The sequence below is a fragment of the Microbacterium sp. ISL-59 genome (genome assembly GCF_018613945.1).
Lineage (GTDB): Bacteria > Actinomycetota > Actinomycetes > Actinomycetales > Microbacteriaceae > Microbacterium > Microbacterium oxydans_B.
This window is the reverse complement of the sequence record NZ_JAGGPG010000004.1, coordinates 166,331-184,921: the sequence shown is the minus strand read 5'-3', so window position 1 is coordinate 184,921 and position 18,591 is coordinate 166,331. Positions and strand designations below refer to the sequence as shown.

General features: G+C 69.0%; 18 protein-coding genes. 15 read left to right on the top strand and 3 right to left on the bottom strand.

Annotated elements, in window-relative coordinates; genetic code table 11:
- Positions 1-9 precede the first annotated feature (9 nt).
- Both J7E45_RS14380 and J7E45_RS14375 read right to left on the bottom strand, forming a co-directional pair.
- The gene (locus J7E45_RS14380) at positions 10-903 is read right to left on the bottom strand and encodes a formylglycine-generating enzyme family protein (RefSeq protein WP_215070668.1); all 894 of its coding nucleotides are present in this window, start codon (positions 901-903) and stop codon (positions 10-12) included.
- An 84-nt stretch (positions 904-987) separates the two neighbouring features.
- On the bottom strand, positions 988-2,160 hold the full coding sequence (locus tag J7E45_RS14375; RefSeq protein ID WP_215070193.1) for an ROK family protein: 1,173 nt from the start codon (positions 2,158-2,160) through the stop codon (positions 988-990).
- 108 nt (positions 2,161-2,268) lie between these two features.
- Between J7E45_RS14375 and xylA the strand changes: the two genes are divergently transcribed.
- Genes xylA through J7E45_RS14355 form a run of 4 tightly spaced genes read left to right on the top strand, consistent with a single transcriptional unit; the run spans position 2,269 to position 6,127 of the window.
- Positions 2,269-3,456 (top strand): xylose isomerase, encoded by a 1,188-nt coding sequence (gene xylA, locus J7E45_RS14370; RefSeq protein WP_215070191.1) that lies wholly within the window; start codon positions 2,269-2,271, stop codon positions 3,454-3,456.
- A gap of 8 nt (positions 3,457-3,464) precedes the next feature.
- Entirely contained in the window at positions 3,465-4,748 is a 1,284-nt protein-coding gene (gene xylB / locus J7E45_RS14365; RefSeq protein WP_215070189.1) for a xylulokinase, read from the top strand.
- Positions 4,749-4,760: 12 nt separating this feature from the next.
- Positions 4,761-5,066, top strand: a complete 306-nt coding sequence (locus J7E45_RS14360; protein WP_215070187.1) for an NIPSNAP family protein — start codon at positions 4,761-4,763, stop codon at positions 5,064-5,066.
- Positions 5,063-6,127 (top strand): FAD-binding oxidoreductase, encoded by a 1,065-nt coding sequence (locus tag J7E45_RS14355; protein ID WP_215070185.1) that lies wholly within the window; start codon positions 5,063-5,065, stop codon positions 6,125-6,127. Before J7E45_RS14360 ends, J7E45_RS14355 begins: the two co-directional genes overlap by 4 nt.
- A gap of 18 nt (positions 6,128-6,145) precedes the next feature.
- Here J7E45_RS14355 and J7E45_RS14350 read toward each other — a convergent pair whose 3' ends face one another.
- Complete coding sequence (locus tag J7E45_RS14350; RefSeq protein ID WP_215070183.1) at positions 6,146-6,610, bottom strand: MarR family winged helix-turn-helix transcriptional regulator; 465 nt, start codon at positions 6,608-6,610, stop codon at positions 6,146-6,148.
- Positions 6,611-6,700: 90 nt separating this feature from the next.
- Here J7E45_RS14350 and J7E45_RS14345 point away from each other — a divergent pair, with 90 nt between their 5' ends.
- From J7E45_RS14345 to J7E45_RS14295, 11 genes are all read left to right on the top strand, one after another.
- The gene (locus J7E45_RS14345) at positions 6,701-7,807 is read left to right on the top strand and encodes an LLM class flavin-dependent oxidoreductase (RefSeq protein WP_308162138.1); all 1,107 of its coding nucleotides are present in this window, start codon (positions 6,701-6,703) and stop codon (positions 7,805-7,807) included.
- 11 nt (positions 7,808-7,818) lie between these two features.
- A complete protein-coding gene (locus J7E45_RS14340) occupies positions 7,819-8,478 on the top strand; it encodes an NAD(P)-binding domain-containing protein (RefSeq protein ID WP_215070181.1) in 660 nt (219 codons plus the stop codon).
- Between the two features lie 73 nt (positions 8,479-8,551).
- A complete protein-coding gene (locus J7E45_RS14335) occupies positions 8,552-9,109 on the top strand; it encodes a hypothetical protein (RefSeq protein ID WP_215070179.1) in 558 nt (185 codons plus the stop codon).
- Between the two features lie 67 nt (positions 9,110-9,176).
- Positions 9,177-12,047, top strand: a complete 2,871-nt coding sequence (locus tag J7E45_RS18210) for a YhgE/Pip domain-containing protein (protein WP_215070177.1) — start codon at positions 9,177-9,179, stop codon at positions 12,045-12,047.
- Positions 12,044-14,224 carry a YhgE/Pip domain-containing protein gene (locus J7E45_RS14325; RefSeq protein WP_215070175.1) on the top strand — a complete coding sequence of 727 codons (2,181 nt, stop codon included), beginning with the start codon at positions 12,044-12,046 and terminating at the stop codon, positions 14,222-14,224. Before J7E45_RS18210 ends, J7E45_RS14325 begins: the two co-directional genes overlap by 4 nt.
- Before the next feature lie 29 nt (positions 14,225-14,253).
- Complete coding sequence (locus J7E45_RS14320) at positions 14,254-14,871, top strand: TetR/AcrR family transcriptional regulator (RefSeq protein WP_215070173.1); 618 nt, start codon at positions 14,254-14,256, stop codon at positions 14,869-14,871.
- A 41-nt stretch (positions 14,872-14,912) separates the two neighbouring features.
- Positions 14,913-16,313 carry a threonine/serine exporter ThrE family protein gene (locus tag J7E45_RS14315; protein ID WP_215070171.1) on the top strand — a complete coding sequence of 467 codons (1,401 nt, stop codon included), beginning with the start codon at positions 14,913-14,915 and terminating at the stop codon, positions 16,311-16,313.
- A 303-nt stretch (positions 16,314-16,616) separates the two neighbouring features.
- On the top strand, positions 16,617-16,892 hold the full coding sequence (locus J7E45_RS14310) for a hypothetical protein (protein ID WP_231481680.1): 276 nt from the start codon (positions 16,617-16,619) through the stop codon (positions 16,890-16,892).
- Between the two features lie 138 nt (positions 16,893-17,030).
- Entirely contained in the window at positions 17,031-17,168 is a 138-nt protein-coding gene (locus J7E45_RS14305; RefSeq protein WP_215070169.1) for a hypothetical protein, read from the top strand.
- Between the two features lie 58 nt (positions 17,169-17,226).
- Positions 17,227-17,430 (top strand): hypothetical protein, encoded by a 204-nt coding sequence (locus tag J7E45_RS14300; protein ID WP_091029727.1) that lies wholly within the window; start codon positions 17,227-17,229, stop codon positions 17,428-17,430.
- Positions 17,431-17,522: 92 nt separating this feature from the next.
- A complete protein-coding gene (locus tag J7E45_RS14295; protein ID WP_215070167.1) occupies positions 17,523-18,584 on the top strand; it encodes a hypothetical protein in 1,062 nt (353 codons plus the stop codon).
- The last annotated feature ends 7 nt before the right edge of the window (positions 18,585-18,591 follow it).

Here is an 18,591-nt window from a genome sequence, read left to right as displayed (position 1 = left end):
AGGGACACCTCACTCGAAACGGGTGAGGCGGAATCCGATGTGCGACATGCCCGTATCCTCGGCCTGCGGCGAGCGCGCGGCGGGCCGGAAGCGCAGGCAGTAGTCCGGGGAGCAGAGGTGCGAGCCGCCCTTGAGCACGCGGCGCGGAATGTCGGGGAAGCCCTCCTGCGCACTGGCCGCCGCGAGCAGATTCGTGCGCTTGCCGGCGTCTACAGGGGCGTCCGAGAGACGGAGGTGACGCGGCGTGTAGAAGTCGGTCGTCCACTCCCAGACGTTTGCGATCATGTCGTAGAGGCCGTAGCCGTTGGGCGGGTACGAGCCGACAGGCGCCGTGCCGCCGACGCCCTGATTGTCGTAGGGGAAGCGGCCGAGCCAGGAGTTCGCCTGCGCGACCCCGTCGGGGTACGCCTCGTCGCCCCAGGCGAAGGCCGCGCCCTCCAGTCCCCCGCGCGCCGCGTATTCGTGTTCGGCCTCGGTGGGCAGCCGCATCCCCACCCAGTCGGCGTAGGCGACGGCATCTTCGAACGCGATGTGGACGACCGGATGCTGCAGCCGGTCGTCGATCGACGAGTCAGGGCCGAACGGCTTGCGCCAGAACGCCCCGGGCTGCCAGCGCCACCAGTTGCGCCAGTCACCCAGATTCGTCGGACCGGCGGTCGGGGTGAACACCATCGCTCCCGGAACGAGATCGGCGGGGTCCGCACCCGCGAAGGCCGCAGGATCGAGCGGGCGTTCGGCCACCGTGACGTACCCGGACGCGTCGACGAACTCGGCGTACTGCTCGTTCGTCACCGGGTAGCGGTCGATGAAGAACGACTCGACCTCGCGCTCGTGCGCCGGCCGCTCGTCCGGATAGAAGTCGTCCGACCCCATCAGGAACGTGCCGCCGGGGATGTGGACCATGTCGCGCGAGTTCGTCACGAGACTCAGCGTAGTGTCCGGGTGCGGCGTGGCGACCGGGAGTATTCCGGCCAGCGGATCCTGCGCTCAGCGGGACGCGTCGAAAGCCCTGGTGCTCCCCCACAGCGGGCGGAACGCCAACTCCGCCGCACCGACGAGCAGTCGATCGGAGCCGAGTTCGGCGGCACGGATCGCGACCGCGGCCGCACTCTCGGGCATCGACAGCCGCGCGACCTCATCGGCCAGCACGTCGTGCGCCCCCTCGTCGATCAGCGCCAGGAACCCCCCGAGAATCACGAGGGCCGGGTTGAGGACGTTGACCGCGTTCGCCAGCGCGCTTCCGAGGATCTTGGCCTGGCGGACGAGTTCTGCGCGCACCTCGGGCGCCTCCGCGGCAGCGAGGGCTGCGGCGAGCTCGTCGTCGTCGGCGTCGTCGATCCCGAGCAGGTCGAGAAGGTGCCGCCGGTTCACCTCGTCTTCGAGCACGCCGTCGTCGGTGCGACGGTCGGCGCCCTCGATGCCGGGTCGGTTGTGTCCGAACTCGCCCGCGTAGCCGCTCGCGCCGGTGGCGGCCAGACCACGGATCACGAGTCCTCCGCCGATGCCGGAGGCGCCTCCGTTGAGGTAGACGAGTTCGTCGATACCCCGGCCGGCGCCGAAGAGGTGCTCGGCGAGCGCGCCGAGGGTCGCGTCGTTGTCTACCGCGGTGCGGATGCCGGTCGCCTCCTGGATCAGGGCGGCCAGCGGCTCGTCGGTCCAGCCGAGGTGCGGGGCGTTGCGCACCACGCCGTCGGCCGAGCGCACGAGCCCCGGCACCGCGACGCCGATGCCGATCACGCTGCAGTCGGCGAGAGCATCCGTCCGCCAGCCTTCGAGGCGCTCGGCGACGAGGGCGGCGACATCGGCCGTGGACGGCGGGGCGGCGTTGACGATGCGCTCGCGGACGCGGATGCTGCGGTCGAGGGCGACGGCGGCGATCTCGACCGCGTCGACCTCGGGGTGCACGCTGATCGCCACGACGTCGGCGGAGGGCGCGACCACCGGCGAGGGGCGGCCGGCCCGCGTCGAGGATTCCGGCGGCCGCTCGTCGACGAGTCCGGCGCCGACGAGCTCCGCCACCAGCGCGGCGATGGTCGAGCGGTTCAGGCCCGTGGCCTCGGTCAGGGCCGAGCGTGAACGGGGGCCGTCATGGTGGACGATCGAGAGGATCCACGCCAGGTTCGCTTCGCGGGAACGCGGGGCAGCGGATTCAGGGGGCACGTTCCCACTTTAGGGGTGCGGATGCCGCCTGTCATCGGTTATGTTGTGAAGCACAACTTATTGCGTCCGTGCATCCCGCACGCCCGCAGCATTCGCAGAGGAGCGATCATGCCCAACCCCACCCGCGACGACAAGTTCTCCTTCGGGCTCTGGACCGTCGGCTACAACGGCACCGACCCGTTCGGCGGTCCGACCCGTCCGGCGCTCGACGTCGTGCACGCGGTCGAGAAGCTCGCCGAGCTCGGTGCCTACGGCCTCACCTTCCACGACGACGACCTGTTCGCCTTCGGATCGACGGATGCCGAGCGCCAGACCCAGATCGACCGCCTCAAGGGCGCGCTCGCCGACACCGGCCTGATCGTGCCGATGGTCACCACCAACCTCTTCAGCGCCCCCGTCTTCAAGGACGGCGGCTTCACCTCGAACGACCGCCAGGTGCGTCGCTTCGCGCTGCGCAAGGTGTTCCGCCAGCTCGACCTCGGTGCCGAGCTCGGCGCCAAGACCTTCGTCATGTGGGGTGGGCGTGAGGGTGCGGAGTACGACTCCGCCAAGGACGTGCGCGCGGCTCTCGAGCGCTACCGCGAGGCCGTGAACCTGCTCGGCGACTACGTGACCGACAAGGGCTACGACATCCGCTTCGCGATCGAGCCGAAGCCCAACGAGCCCCGCGGCGACATCCTGCTGCCCACGCTCGGCCACGCGATCGCGTTCATCGACTCGCTCGAGCGCCCCGAGCTCGTGGGCGTGAACCCCGAGGTCGGTCACGAGCAGATGGCCGGACTCAACTTCACGGCCGGCATCGCGCAGGCGCTGTTCCACGGCAAGCTCTTCCACATCGACCTCAACGGCCAGCGCGGCATCAAGTACGACCAGGACCTGGTGTTCGGTCACGGCGACCTGCACAACGCGTTCTCGCTCGTCGACCTGCTCGAGAACGGCGGCCCCGGCGGGGTTCCGGCCTACGACGGCCCCCGCCACTTCGACTACAAGCCCTCGCGCACCGAGGACGAGGCCGGCGTCTGGGCATCCGCCGCGGCCAACATGCGCACGTACCTGCTGCTGAAGGAGCGCGCCGCGGCCTTCCGCGCCGACCCCGAGGTGCAGGAGGCCCTGGCCGCAGCGAAGGTCGCCGAGCTCTCCACCCCCACGCTGAACGAGGGCGAGTCGTACGACGAGTTCCTCGCCGACCGCTCGGCCTACGAGGACTTCGACGCGAACGCGTACCTCGGCGGCAAGGGCTTCGGCTTCGTGCGCCTGCAGCAGCTCGCCACCGAGCACCTGCTCGGCGCCCGCTGAGTCCGGCGATGGCACTCGTTCTCGGGGTCGACTCCTCGACCCAGTCCTGCAAGGTCGTCGTCGTCGACTCCGAGACGGGTGCCGTCGTGCGCTCCGGCCGCGCTCCGCATCCCGATGGCACGTCGGTCGACCCCGAGGCGTGGTGGATCGCGTTGCAGGCGGCCATCGCGGATGCCGGCGGCCTCGATGACGTCGAATCCTGGGCGATCGGTGGGCAGCAGCACGGCCTCGTCGCCCTCGATACGGAGGGACGCGTCATCCGCGACGCCCTGCTGTGGAACGACACCCGTTCCGCGCAGGCGGCGGAAGACCTGATCGGCGAGTTCGGGGCCGCAGCCCTGGCCGATCGCACCGGGCTCGTGCCGGTCGCCTCGTTCACGATCACCAAGCTGCGCTGGCTGCGCGACCACGAGCCCGACAACGCGGCTCGCGTCGCCGCCGTCGCCCTGCCGCACGACTGGCTGACCTGGTGGCTGCGTGGGTTCGGCCCCGAGCGCCCCGACTTCGATGAGCTCGTGACCGACCGGTCGGATGCCTCGGGCACCGGATACTGGAACCCCGCGACCGGCGAGTACGACCGCGAGCTGCTCGTCGCCGCGCTCGGCCACGACGTGATCCTGCCGCGAGTGCTCGGACCACGCGAGTTCGTGACGGACGCTGCGTCGCGTCGCGTCGCCCCCGGTGCGGGAGACAACGCCGCCGTCGCGCTGGGCCTGGGAGCCCGGACGGGCGATGTGGTCGTCTCGATCGGCACCTCGGGCACGATCTTCGCCGTGACCGACCGCCCGGTGGCGGAGCCGACCGGCATCGTCGCGGGGTTCGCTGATGCCGACGGCGGGTACCTGCCGCTGGTCTGCACGCTCAACGCCGCGCGGGTGCTCGACGTGATCGCGCGCCTGCTCGGGGTGGACCACGACGGGCTGAGCACGCTCGCCTTGACCGCGGAACCCGGCGCCGGCGGACTCGAACTCGTGCCGTACTTCGAGGGCGAGCGCTCCCCCAACCTGCCCGATGCCACCGCGAGCCTGAACGCCATGACGCTCGCTTCCACCACCCGCGAGAACCTCGCCAGGGCTGCGGTCGAGGGCATGCTCGGCGGGCTCCGCTTCGGACTCGATGCGCTGCGAGAGCTCGGCATCCCGCTCGAACGTGTGCTGCTCGTGGGCGGCGGCGCGCAGTCGCAGGCCGTGCGCGAGATCGCCCCTCTGGTCTTCGAACTGCCGGTCGAGGTGCCGGAGGCCGCGGAGTATGTCGCCGTCGGCATGGCGCGTCAGGCGGCCTCGGTGCTCTGACAGGATCGGGGCATGATCACCGTTCACCTGCGCTACGAGATCGATCCCGACAAGCTCGACGACTTCACCGAGTACGGTCGCACCTGGATTCGGCTCGTGGCCAAGCACGGCGGCACCCACCACGGCTACTTCCTGCCGAGCGAGGGCGACAGCGACGAAGCCTTCGCGCTGTTCACGTTCCCCTCCCTCGCCGAGTACGAGGTCTACCGGACCGCCTCGAAGACCGACCCCGAGTGCATCGAGGCGTTCGCCCTCGCGCGTAGGACACAGTGCATCCGCCGTTACGAGCGTCGCTTCCTGAGTCCCGTCTTCGAGTGACGACACGGGAAGCGGAGCCCGAGCGGCGAGCAACCGAACACGACCGCATCATCGTGGTCGGTGCCGGTGTGATCGGCGCCTCGGTCGCACATCATCTGGCTCGCACGGGACACGACGTGATCGTGCTCGACCGCGGGGCACCGGGGGCGGGGGTGACCGCCGCGTCATTCGCCTGGGTCGGCATGGCCAAGAGCCCCGCCGCCGCCTACGCCGGGTCCCTTCGTCAGCGTGCGCGGCCGGAGTTCGATCGCGTTCTCACGGAACTCACCGCGCCCATCGGGCTCCGTCCGTTCGGTGCGGCCACCTGGGAGGAGTCCGATGCGCTGACTCGCGCCTTCGTCTCCGACCACCAGGCCGCGGGGCACCGGATGGAACTGCTCACGGCACGCGAAGCGTTGATGCGGGAGCCGGGTCTTCGCGCGGCACCCGACGTTGTCGCCTACGCCCCCGGCGATGTCGGAGTCGACCCCGTCGCGTATACGCGTGCCCTGCTGCAGAGCGCGCAGGAGCACGGTGCGGAGGTGCGGACCGGTACGACCGTCGTGCGGTTGCTGGGCGATGACAGAGGGGTTCGGGGCGTTCTCACCGACCACGGCGAACTCGTGGCGAAGAGCGTCGTGGTCGCTGCGGGCACCGCATCCGTGGGGATCGCCGCATCCGCCGGAGTGAACATCGACGTCGTGGGGTCGCCGTGCTGCCTACTGCGCTTCTCCACGCCCCGCCCGCTCGTGCGCGGCATCCTCTCCACCCCGGAGCTCGAAGTTCGTCAGCTGGACGACACCACCCTTCTCGCCGCAGAGGACGTTCCCGAGGGCTTCTCCGGTGATCCGAGAGAGCTCGCCGTGACCGCTCTCGCCGCGATCCGCCGCTCTTTCCTCGACGCTGACGACGTCCGCCTCGAAGACGCCGCCATCGCCGACCGCCCGATGCCGGCGGACGGTCACCCCCTGGTCGGGCCGGTGCCCGCGATGCCCGGCCTCCATCTGGCGATCGCCCACCCCGGCGTGATCCTGTCGGCCGAGATCGGACGCCTGGTCGCCGCCGACCACGCCGCGCTCTGAGGCCTCCTCGACGCGCGATCAGCCGTCGAGGTTCCTGCGCAGAGCGGAGGTGATGTCGTCGACCTGGGCCAGCTGTTCGGCCGAGAGCGCGTCGACGAAGAGGGAGCGGATGGCGCGAAGGTGCGGGACGTTGGCCGCCCGGAACGCGTCTGCTCCGGTCTCGGTGAGAAGAACATCGACGCCGTGCGCACCGTCGGCACACGGTACTCGTCGGATGAGTTCACGCTTCTCCATCCGACCGAGGTGGTGTGACAGCCGACTGCGCTCCCAGTCGATCAGCGTCGCGAGCTCGGACGAGCGCGCCCTGCGGCCGTCGGCTTCGCTGAGCGCGAGGAGCACCTGGTAGTCACCGGAGGAGAGCGCGGACTCGCTCTGCAACTGCGCGGCGAAACGAGAGCGAAGGACCTCGCTGGTCTCGATGAAGTCCCGCCAGATGCGCAGCTGCTCGGGTGTCGGCGTGCGGCGACGACGTTCTTCGGTCATGACACCTCCGGGAATTGATACGTCAATTGTACGGTTGCATTGTATTGACACGTCAATCCGGAGGGACCGGTGCCGTGGAGAAGGGTCGTGATGGACATGACGGAACTCGAGTTCGGGCTGAACTCCTTCGGCGAAGTGGCGACGGACGGCGGTCGCATCCTGTCGGACGGCGAGACGCTGCGGCTGCTCGTCGAAGAGGCGCAGCTCGCCGAGTCGGTGGGCCTCGACGTGTTCAGTGTCGGCGAGCACTACCGCGAGGGACACATGGACTCCGCGACCCCCGTGCTGCTGGCGGCCGCGGCGCAAGCCACCTCGACGATCGGCCTGGGTTCGTCGGTGACCGTGCTGTCGACACAGGACCCGGTGCGGCTCTACCAGGAGTTCGCGACGGTCGACGGGCTTTCCGGCGGACGCGCCCAACTCATCCTCGGGCGGGCGTCGGCGATCGAGTCCTTCCCCCTCTTCGGATACGACATCGCCGAGTACGAGCGGATCTTCGAGGAGAAGCTCGACCTGTTCCTGCGCCTGATGCGCGAGGACAGCGTCACCTGGAGCGGCTCCTACCGCAGCCCGCTCGAGAACGTGCGCCTGCATCCGCGCATGCCCGAGGGCGGCATCCCGGCGTGGATCGGGATCGGCGGCAGCCCCGACTCCGTCATCCGCGCCGCCGAGAACGGACTGCCCTTGATGATGGCCATCATCGGCGGACGCCCCGAACGTTTCGCCGGCCACGCCCGGCTCTACCTGCGCGCGCTGGAGCAGTTCGGACGGGCGGAACTCCCGATCGGGCAGCACTCGCTCGGCCTCATCGCCGAGACCGACGACGAGGCGAAGAACGTGCACTGGAAGCACTGGGAGCCGGTCGTGACCCAGATGAGCAAGGAGCGCGGCTTCTACGCACCGACGCTCGAGCGCTACGAGGAGGAGGTCGACACCGGCGCGCTGTACGTCGGCTCCCCCGAGACCGTCGCGCACAAGCTCGCCGCCGCTGTTCGGAGCAATCACCTGTCGCGGTTCGACCTGAAGTACGACCTCATGCACCTGCCAAAGGACGTGCGCGCGCGCAGCATCCGCCTCTTCGGAGAGAAGGTCGCCCCGCGCGTGCGCGAACTGCTCGCCGACGACCCGGGAGAGGGCGCGTTCGCCGACCCGGGTGTGGCGCAGATCACGAAAGACGGCAAGGCCGTCCACGCGTGAGGGAGATCACCATGAACGACACCATCGAGACTCTCGGCATCCTCGGCGCGGGCAAGGTGGGCACCACGATCGCCCGCCTCGCCCTCGCCGCGGGATACCGCGTGCTCATCGCGGGCTCGGGCGCGCCGAAACGGATCGCGCTCACCATCGACGTCTTCGCGCCCGGGGCCAACGCGGTGACGGCCGCGGACGCGGCTGCCGGGGCGGATGCCGTCATCCTGGCGCTTCCCCTCGGCAAGTACCGCACGCTCCCGGTCGAGCAGCTGCGCGGGACGTTGGTGCTCGACGCCATGAACTACTGGTGGGAGACCGACGGGATCCGTGACGATCTGAGTGATCCACGTACCTCGACCAGCGAGCTCGTACAGGAGTTCCTGCCGGAGTCGCGGGTCGTGAAGGCGCTGAACCACATGGGCTATCACGACCTCGAAGACGAGTCCCGACCGGCCGGAGCAGCCGGGCGCAAGGCCATCGCCGTCGCGGGTGAGGAGTCCGCCGACCTCGCCCGCGTCGCGGAGCTGATCGACAGGCTCGGCTTCGATTCCGTCGTCCTCGACAGCCTGGCAGAGGGCGCCGTACTCCAGCCCGGGAACCCCGCGTTCGGCGCCGACGTCACCGCCGAGGAGTTGCGCGGACTGATCGGCATCCCCTCGCGGAGCGCGCCGCGCTGACGGCCCGGTCGGGCAGACGACCGCGCTGGCCCGGCTAGGCTCCCAGAAGTCGGCGACCCCCACGGAGGCATTGATGCCCACTCCCCTCAGACTGCGCGCGAGCGCACTCGTGCTCGCAGGCATGCTGGCCTGTGCCGGATGCTCGGCGGCAGCGATCCCGAGCCCGCCGGAGGCCGTCGGCGACGACTTCCCCGGCACCTGCCTGCCGTCGGAGGTCTCCTGGCCGTCCGACTTCCTCGAATCCCTGCCCGGAGAGTCGGAGGCGATCGGCGGCGCCATCGTGGGTCTGCGCCTCGAGTGGCTCGACGACGATTTCGCGTGGCGGCTGCGCAGCGCCGACACCCGGAAGGACACGTTCGGCGAGCGGGTCGACGACCCGAGCTTCGGCCGGGAGTCGCTGGTCGACGTCCGCACCCTGGAGGTTCTCTCGACCGGCGAGACGGAGCTCACCGAGGCGGAGCAGCAGCTGAACGGCAGCAGCGCCTACAGCGCGGCGCAGCTCTCGGGTGAGCAGTACCCGAGTCCGCTGATCGTGGAGATGGCCCGCGTGATGGACGACGGCGCGCCCGTGTGGCAGCTCACGATGTGCGACACCGCCACCAACGAGTTGACGGTCACGACCCTGAATTGACGCACGCCTGACCGCTTTACTCAGCTAACTTGCACGCTGGTGTGCAGGTATTGTGTAAACTCGTCCTGTGAAACAGAGCTGGCGGGTCTACAAGCGCGACGTCAAGAGACTCTCCCGCGTGCCCAAAGCCTGGATCATCATCATCGGGGTGCTCATCACCCCGGCCCTGTACGCGTGGTTCAACATCAACGCCTTCTGGGACCCTTACGCGAACACCGCGAACATCCGCGTGGCGGTGGTCGACCTCGACGAGGGCGCCACCTCCGACCTCACCGGCCACATCGACATCGGCGAGCAGGTGACCGCGCAGCTCGAGGACGACGACCAGCTCGGCTGGACGTTCATGGGCGAGGATGAGGCTCAGGAAGCCGTGAAGAAGGGCGACGTCTACGCCGCCATCGTCATCCCCGCGCAGTTCAGCGAAGACCTGGTCAGCATCACCAGCGGCGACTTCACCCAGCCGGCGCTGAAGTACTACGTCAACGAGAAGGCCGGGGCGATCGCGCCCAAGATCACCGACGTCGGCGCTTCCGAACTCGACAAGCAGGTCACCAGCGCTTTCAAGGAGCAGGTGGCTCTCGCGGCGACGAACGCCCTCAAAGACGTCGGCGACTCCACCGAGCTGCGACTGCTGAACGCCAGGGACAACACCCTCAACGCGTTCGACCAGGCAGCGCAGACCATCTCATCGGCGCGCGAGAACCTCGCCGAGACGCAGGACGGCCTCACCTCGTCTCGCGGCACGCTCGCCTCCGCACGGAGCACGCTCGGCGACGTCGACAAGACGCTCGGCGATGTGCAGAAGTCGCTCGACCAGACGCAGTCGATCATCGCCGAGACGCAGAAGGAGGTGATCGCCTTCACCGACAGCGCCACCACCGCGTTCCTCCAGGGCACCACACTGCTCGCCGATGCCTCGTCGAAGGCGAACGTCTCGATCACCCGTCTCACCCAGAGCCTCGAGCAGGCGGGCGTGCGCATCGACGCCGGGATCGACGACGTCTCGAACGTGCTCGAGGCGAACGAGGCGGCCGCCGCGCGTCTGCAGACCCTCGTGGACGACACCGACCTCAGCGACGAGACCAAGCAGCAGCTCACCGAGGTCATCGCCTCGCTGCAGCAGCGCAACGCCACCGACCAGCAGCTGCTCGCAGACCTGAAGGTCCTCAAGGCCAGCGCGTCCGACACCGTGGGCTCTGTCCAGGCGACGGCCGACGCGGTCGACAAGGCGATGCAGGACACCAGGGATGCCTCGTCGGCCATGCGCGACATCCTCACCCGCACCGTCCCCTCGCTGAACAGCGCGATGTCGCAGCTGTCGGCGAGCGTCGGATCGTTGTCGGCGGCGCTGGATGCGCAGAAGGGCGTGCTCGCCGAGGCCGATCAGCTGCTGGGCGGGTTGGACTCTCAGCTCGTGGCCACCTCGTCGGCACTGGAGAGTTTCGACGGCGACCTCGCCGGCATCGAGCAGGGGCTGCAGACCTCGCGCACCGACGTCGTCGCCCTCAACGCCGCATCCGAATGGGGTCTGCTGGGCACACTGACCGACCTGGAGCCCGAGCAGATCGCCCAGTTCATCTCCTCCCCCGTCGAGGTCGACGAGCACCTGGTGTTCCCGGTCGACACCTACGGGTCGGCGATGGCCGCGCTCTTCACGAACCTGTCGCTGTGGATCGGCGCCTTCGTGCTCATGGTGATCTTCCGCGTCGAGGTCGACACCGAGGGCGTCGAGGGCGTCACCGTGCGCGAGGCCTACTTCGGCCGCTTCTTCCTCTTCGCGACGCTCGCCGTCGGCCAAGCACTGATCGTGTGCACCGGAAACCTCATCATCGGCGTGCAGACCGTCAGCGCCGCTGCCTTCGTCGGCACGGGTGCGCTCATCGCCCTCGCCTACGTGAGCATCATCTATGCCCTCTGCGTCGCGTTCGGGCACGTCGGCCGCGGCCTGTGCATCCTGCTGGTGATCATGCAGATCCCCGGCGCATCCGGGCTGTACCCGATCGAGCTGATGCCCGGATTCTTCCGTGCCATCTATCCGCTCCTCCCGTTCTCGTACGGCATCGACGCGATGCGCGAGACGATCGGCGGGTTCTACGACGGCCACTACTGGCGGTACTTGGGCGCCCTCGCCGTGTTCGTCGCCCTGGCATTCCTCATCGGGCTCGTGCTCCGCCGCCGGCTCGCGAACTTCACCCTGCTCTTCAACCGGCAGGTACTCGCGACCGACCTCCTGATCGGCGAGAAGGTGCAGGTCGTCGGCAGCGGGTATCGGCTCACCGACGTGATCCGCGCGCTCTCGAACCGCAGCGAATACCGCGAAGACCTCGCTCGACGCGCCGAGCCGTTCACCCGCCGCTACCCCACCCTGTTGAAGGCGACGGTGCTCACGGGAGTCGCCGGGCTCGTCGTCCTCGGAGTCATCACCTGGGCGCTCCCCGAATCGAAGGCGCTGCTGCTGGGCCTGTGGACGCTCTGGATCCTGCTCGTCATCGGATTCCTCGTGGCCATCGAATACATCAAGCACAGCTTCGAGAACGGCGCGGAGGTCGCGGCCCTCGACGACGCCGAGCTGCGCGAGCTCGCCCTCGTCGGGCCCGCCGGTCGTGACGCGGTCATGCCCGCCTCAGCGGACGAGAATTCCGACACGGTCCCGTACACGCCCGTCGTCCCCACCGATGCGGAGGCGCCCGATGCGCCGACTGCACCGGACGCACCGGCCGGCGGCGCCGAGGCAGACGCCCTGCTCACCGAATGGTTCGAGCCGGACACGCAGCCGCATCCGGAGACGGAGACGGATGCGGAACCCCGCATCGGACCGGATCCCGAGAAGACCGCCGAGCAGGACGACGCCGAGCAGACAGAAGAAGATCTCACGGACGAAGAACCACTCACCGACGAAGACGAACACCGGACCGCAGAAGGGGAGGACCGCGCATGAGGGACATCCTGCACCTGACGGCCCGCGACGTGCGGCACGCGACCCAGAACGTGATGGCGTGCATCGTCCTGTTCGGACTCGTCGTCATCCCGTCGCTGTTCACCTGGTTCAACGTCATCGCCAGCTGGGATCCGTTCGCGAACACGAAGGATCTGAAGATCGCGGTCGCGAGCACCGATGCCGGGTACGAGAGCGACCTCGTCCCGATCCGCGTGAACGTCGGCGAACAGGTCCTCTCGCAGCTCCGCGGGAACGACCAGCTCGACTGGGTCATCACCGATGAGCACGACGCGATCGACGGCACGAAGTCGGGCGAGTACTACGCCGCCATCGTGCTTCCCGAGACATTCAGCGCCGACATGCTGACGTTCTACGCCGACGGCGGCGACCGCACGCACATCGCGCTCTACACGAACGAGAAGAAGAACGCGCTGGCGCCGAAGATCACCGGACAGGGCGCGGAAGGGGTCTCGTCCGCGATCAGCGACACCTTCGCCCAGACGCTCGGCGACGTGGCTCTCGGCCTCGTCTCGTCGATGTCGGACTACCTCACCGATGAGGACACGCAGGCAGCGCTCACCCGCATCGAGGCGCGCCTCGGGAGCGTGGGCGATCAGCTGCGCTCCGGGGCCCACACGGCCGACAGCTTCACGGCTCTGCTCGAGGCGAGCCGGCCCCTGCTCGACAGCGCCTCGGGCCTGATCGGCTCGGCTGGCGACGCGTTCACCGACACCTCGGGCGCACTCGGCAGCGGGGTGGACGCGGCGGGCACGCTGAAGTCGACCCTGCAGACGGCCGCGCAGTCCCTGACGGATGCGCTCGCGGCGACGGCGAGCAGCTACGACGCCGTCGGTCAGCGCATCGACGAACTGTACGCCGGGGCCGACTCGCTCAGCGGCAGCCAGGTGCAGGCGATCACCACGCTCGCGGACCGCGTGCAGCAGCAGATCGACCAGTACTCCGCGGTCAAGAACACCCTGGAGACGGAGGTCGGGCCGAACCTTCCCGAATCCGCGCAGCCCGACTTCGACGCCGTGATCAGTCGGCTCGATGAGGCCATCGCCCGGCAGCAGGCCCTGCAGGAGCGCCTCCAGACCGCGGCGACCGAGATCGCGGCCGGCAACGACTCGGCGCAGAGCTCGCATCAGGAGATCACCGCCGCGATCGCCGCGGCGAAGAAGGCGATCACGGATGCACGGAGCACGTACGACAACGGGCTGAAGGCACAGCTGAACTCCCTCTCGTCGACCCTCACGCAGATCGGCTCCGACGTCTCGGCGATCCGCTCCGACCTCTCCGGCATCACATCCGGCCTCTCCGGAGCATCCGATTCCGTGCAGTCGACCCTTTCGCGCGCACAGGAGGCCACGACGCAGCTGTCGGCATCGCTGAACTCGTTGGCCGACCGGTTCGACACCGTGCAGCAGGCGATGACGAAGGCCGCGGACACCGGCGATCTCAGTGAGCTGATGGGCGCCGACCCCGGCGTGCTCGCCACGTCCCTCGCCGAACCCGTGCGCGTGGACCGCACCGCGGTCTTCCCCGTGGCCGGTTTCGGCGCAGCCATGGCACCGCTGTACATGATCCTGGCCCTCTGGGTGGGTGCGCTGCTGATGACCGTGACGATCCGCGTCGACGTGAACGCCGAGACGCTCCCCGATCGCCCCGAACTCACCCCGACGCAGAAGTATCTCGGCCGCTACGGCATCTTCGGGCTGGTCGGTCTCGCACAGAGCACGCTGCTGACCCTCGGGCTGATCCTCTTCGTCCAGGTCGAACCCGCGCATCCGCTCCTGCTGATCCTGGCCGGGTGGGCGATCTCGACCGTGTTCACTCTCATCGTCTACACGGCCGTGGTCGCGTTCGGCAACGCGGGCAAGGCGCTCTCGGTGCTGCTCCTGGTGATCCAGATCTCGGGTTCGGGCGGAGCGTATCCGCTGCAGCTGCTGCCCGACTGGTTCCAGAGCATCAGCCCGTTCCTGCCCGCGACCTACGCCGTGAACATGGTGCGATCGGCGATCGCCGGCGTCTACCAGGGCGACTTCTGGTGGTCGCTGGGCGCGCTCGCGCTGTTCATCATCCCCGCGCTGCTCCTCGGTCTCGTGCTCCGTCGCCCGTTGATGACGTACAACCGCAAGCTCGTCGACGCACTCGCGTCGACCAAGTTGATGTCGTGACTCCTGTGTCTCCGCGAAAGGACCATGAAGTGACCGCACCGAATCCCCGGCGTCGGCGCGATGCGCTCGCCAATCGCGAGGCCCTGCTGCGCGCGGCGCAGTCGGTGCTCGCGACCAACCCCACGGCGTCGCTCGATGTGATCGCACAGGCCGCCGGCCTCACGCGGCGCTCCGTGTACGGCCATTTCGCCGACCGCGACAGCCTGCTGCGCGAGGTGATCGCCGTCGGCGCTCAGCGGTTCAACGCGATCGCCGAGGCGACAGACGAATCCGACCCCCGGGTCACCCTTGCGCGCATGGCGACGCGGCTGTGGCGGGAGGCCTCGGCCGTGCGCGCGTCGGCCAACATCGCCCTCGATGATGCGCATCTGACCGACACCGTGCTCGCCCTGGCACCGCTGCGCCGACGAATCCGCGATCTGACGAGGGCCGGAGTGGAATCCGGGGCGTTCCGTGGAGACATGCCGGCCGAGCTGCTCGCCTTCCTCATCGAGGAGACGGCGCGGGCGACGCTACGCGAGCTTCGACTCACCACCACCGACGCGGACTCCACCGTCGTGCGCGTGGTGCTGAGCATCGTGGGCCTCTCGTGGACGGAGCAGGCCGAGCTCATCGGCGCGCACCCCGAGATCTTCGCGCAGGACTGAGACCACGGCAGACGGCTCTCCCGTCCGGGAGAATGGATGACATGTCCGCGACCCCCCGCCGGCCACTGCTCTCCTCGGTGCGCCGCCTGCTCCACACCGATCCCTCCACGGTCGCGCACACCGAGGTCCTGGCCGTCATCGACGAGCGCACGGTCCCCCGAGTCCTCGACCTGGCGACGAGGATCGGCGAGTCGATGTTCGCCGTCGGTGCGTCCGCCCACGAGGTGACCTTGGCCATCACCCGCGTCTGCGATGCATACGGGATGAAGGGCGTGCAGGTCGACGTCACCTACAACTCGATCACGGTGTCGTTCCACCTGAGCGGCGAGGTCTGGCCCGAGACACTGGTGCGCGTCGTGCGGGTGACCGCCCCCGATCATGCGAAGCTGCAGCGCGTGCAGGCGCTGGTCGCCGATATCGCCGACGGGCTCGACCTGGAATCCGCGCGCACGACCTTCCGAGCGATCCGCCGGGTGCCGTTCCGCTATCAGCAACCGGTCGTGATCGTGGCGCGCGCCCTGCTCGCCGTCGGGGTCAGCATCATGCTCGGCGCCTCCCCGATCATCGTCGGTCTCACGTTCATCGCGGCGCTGTGCGCGGCTCTGACCCAGGCCGGTCTCGCTCGCCTCCGCGTTCCGCTGTTCTTCAGCCAAATCGCCGGAGGGTTCGTGACCACCGTCGTGGCGGTGGTCGTCTCGGCGCTGGGCTCGGCGCGGATCGAGCCGTTCGTCGGCATCCGCCCGTCGATCATCGTCGCCTCGGGCATCGTGCTGATGCTGGCCGGTCTCACCGTGGTGGGCGCGGCACAGGATGCGATCGACGGCTTCGCGCTCACCGCCGGCGGGCGCATCCTCGACCTCACCATGCAGACCCTCGGCGTGGTGATCGGCATCCTCGTCGGCCTGGAACTCGGGAGCGTCCTGGGGTTCACGATGGACCTGCCCGACGACCCCGCGCCGTTCGGTCCGGTCCTGAACCAGTTCGTCGGCGCGATCATCATCGCCATCGCCGTGGCGGTGTTCAACGGCGCCGGCATCCGCATCATCCTGGTGAGCGCGCTGCTCAGTGCCGTGACCCTCGCCGGGTACTCGGGTTCGGTGGCGCTGAACCTGCACCCTGCGGCGGCGAGCGCAGTCGGTGCTCTGCTCGCGAGCTTCCTCGGGATGCTGATCGCCCGCAACCTGCACGTCCCGTCGGTCGCGGTCACGACCGCGGCCATCGTCCCCCTCGTTCCCGGTGTCGCCGTGTTCCAGGGACTGCTGGAGATGGTGCACACGACCGGGACGTCCACGGGGATGCTGGTCGCCGGCGGATCGCTCATCGACGCGGCGGTGATCGGCATCGGTCTGGCATCCGGCGCCTCGCTCGGCCTCTACCTCGGCACCCCGGTGCGGGCGACCCTCGCGAGCGTCGCGAAGACCCGCGCCCGCGTCCGCCGCTGACCACGGTCCCCTCTCCCCCGTCCCACCCCTCCCCGCCGAGTGCACGGCTTAGCGCCGAACGCACGGGATATCCGCGTCGACGAGCCGTGCACTCGAGGGCACGCCGTGCACTCGGCGACCCACCCGAACGACGCTCAACGGAGGTTGAGCAACATATCGGGTCGGACGTATAATTTCCGTGAATTCCGGCGGGCTGAAAGGGCGCCCGTTCCACCGCACGATGCAGAGATCAGCATCCTCGGATGCGGTGCGCTCCTCGACAGCCGATGCCGGCCGACCGATTGGAGTGTTGAGATGTTCACGATGCCCGATCCCCGATTCGAGCTCAGGAAGATCACCGATACTGAGTGGCTGATCCTCGATCACCGCTACGCCGCAGATGATTCACGCCGCACGGTCGCCTGCATCTATCAGGTCGACACCGTCGAGGTCGAAGCCGTCTGGCTGCGCGACCTGCCGCTCGCGACGTACTACATGTCTGCGGCGGATGTGCTCGAGGACGTGCAGCGGTTCCACTCGCCGCGACGCGCGAGTCGCCCGATCCCGATTCCGCACCTGCCTCCGCTGGCCACCGCCTGACGTCGACGAGACGCTGGCGGGCGAGCCGACGAGGGTCGGGATTGTCCGGCCCGGTGCACGCGTCTGTCAATGGGCACGCGTGCCCGGGCCGGTGGGGCGAGACTGATCGCCCCACCCCTCAGCCGAACGGAGCCTCTGATGTCAGATCCGCAGAACACCCACGATGACCAGCCCCTCGTCGACGCCGTCGGCATCGACCCGGACATGCCGTCCACCGACGACGACACCGACGAGGACGACGACGACGACATCGACGTCGCCGACCAGGACGAGTGACCAGATTCGCGCGCGCAACCCCCTGGCGTTCTCACCTTGAGCGTCACATCCTCGGGGCATGACACACCCCGACGACATCAAACAGCCCCTGGACCACCTGCCTCCCCTCGAAGAGCGGGACAAGGCGATCGAGATCGAAGAACCGAGCTACCCGACGTCCGAGGCACCGACCGGACCCGCGCATGCCTCGCCCGAGACGGCGGCCGAACCTGGCAAGCCGAACCGGCACGGGGTCGACAAGCTTCCGCCCGGAACGAGCTGAGCCCGGCGCGCGGCGCCGGCGGCGCTGACCGGATGCCGACAGTGTCCTGGGTATCCGGCGGTGCCGAGCTCGGCCCGCCCTAGGCTTCAGAGGTGCCCCCACCCGCTGCCTCTCGTCGACGGACGGTCGCCAGGGTCGCGGGCGCATTCTTCGCCCTCGCCACGGCGATCGTGGTCGGGGAGCTCGGCGTCTCGGTGGCGACGTCCGGCGAGGCATCTCTTCTGATCGGACCGCTCGACGAGCGCAGCCTGCTCACCGGCTCGATGCTGATCGCGTTCGCCGCCCTCTGCGTCGGGCTGTGGAGCGTGGATGCGCCGCGGTGGATGCTGGCGCTCAAGATCATCGGCATCGTGCTCGCCGCTGGAGCGGGAGCCCTTGCGGCTTTCCTCGTGATGCTGTCCATCGAGGTGAAGGTCACGCCGCTGCTGCAGGGCGACTGCGACACCGGCTACGTCGTGGTCGAACGCTCGTTCCTGATGGGATCGAGTGGCACCGTGTATCGGCAGGACGGTCTCGTCGCGACCTCGGTGGCACGAACCTCCGGGAACAACGCCTACCAGCCGTTCGCAATGGACGGGTATGCCGTGGCGGACGCGGATGGCACGCTGACGGTCTCGTATGCGGTCAACGAGCCGAACACGAACTCGAACCCGGCGGGGACCTACGCGGCGTCGTTCTCCGTTCCCGTGCTCGCGGACAGAACACCGCACTGCGGGTATGAGGCGCAGAGGGAGCCGATCCGGTCTCCGAGCCCTCCGGTGACCTCGGCACCTGAACCCATGACCGCTGCGGCCGTCGATGATCAGATGACGGAACTCGTGACCGCCTCGTTGGATGCCTCCTCCGGAACCGCCGTCGATGCATCCGGCGCTCCGATCGACGCCGCCGCCCTGCCGATCCGGTCCGTTTCGTGCGCCGAGAGTCCCGGCACCCGCCGCGAGCTGCAGCTCGACTTCCGCACCGACGACAACACCCGATCGGTCGCCGACATCCTGAAGGTCTGGGACCGAGCCGGCTACGAGCAGGATCGTGCCATGCAGGAGGACATCCGCTACAGCGAGGGCCGCCCCGTGGAGCGGATGAGCGTGCGGGACACGTCGAGCATCGACGGCCTGATCCACCTCACCGTGAGCTCGATCTGCATCGTCGAGTAGCGCGCTG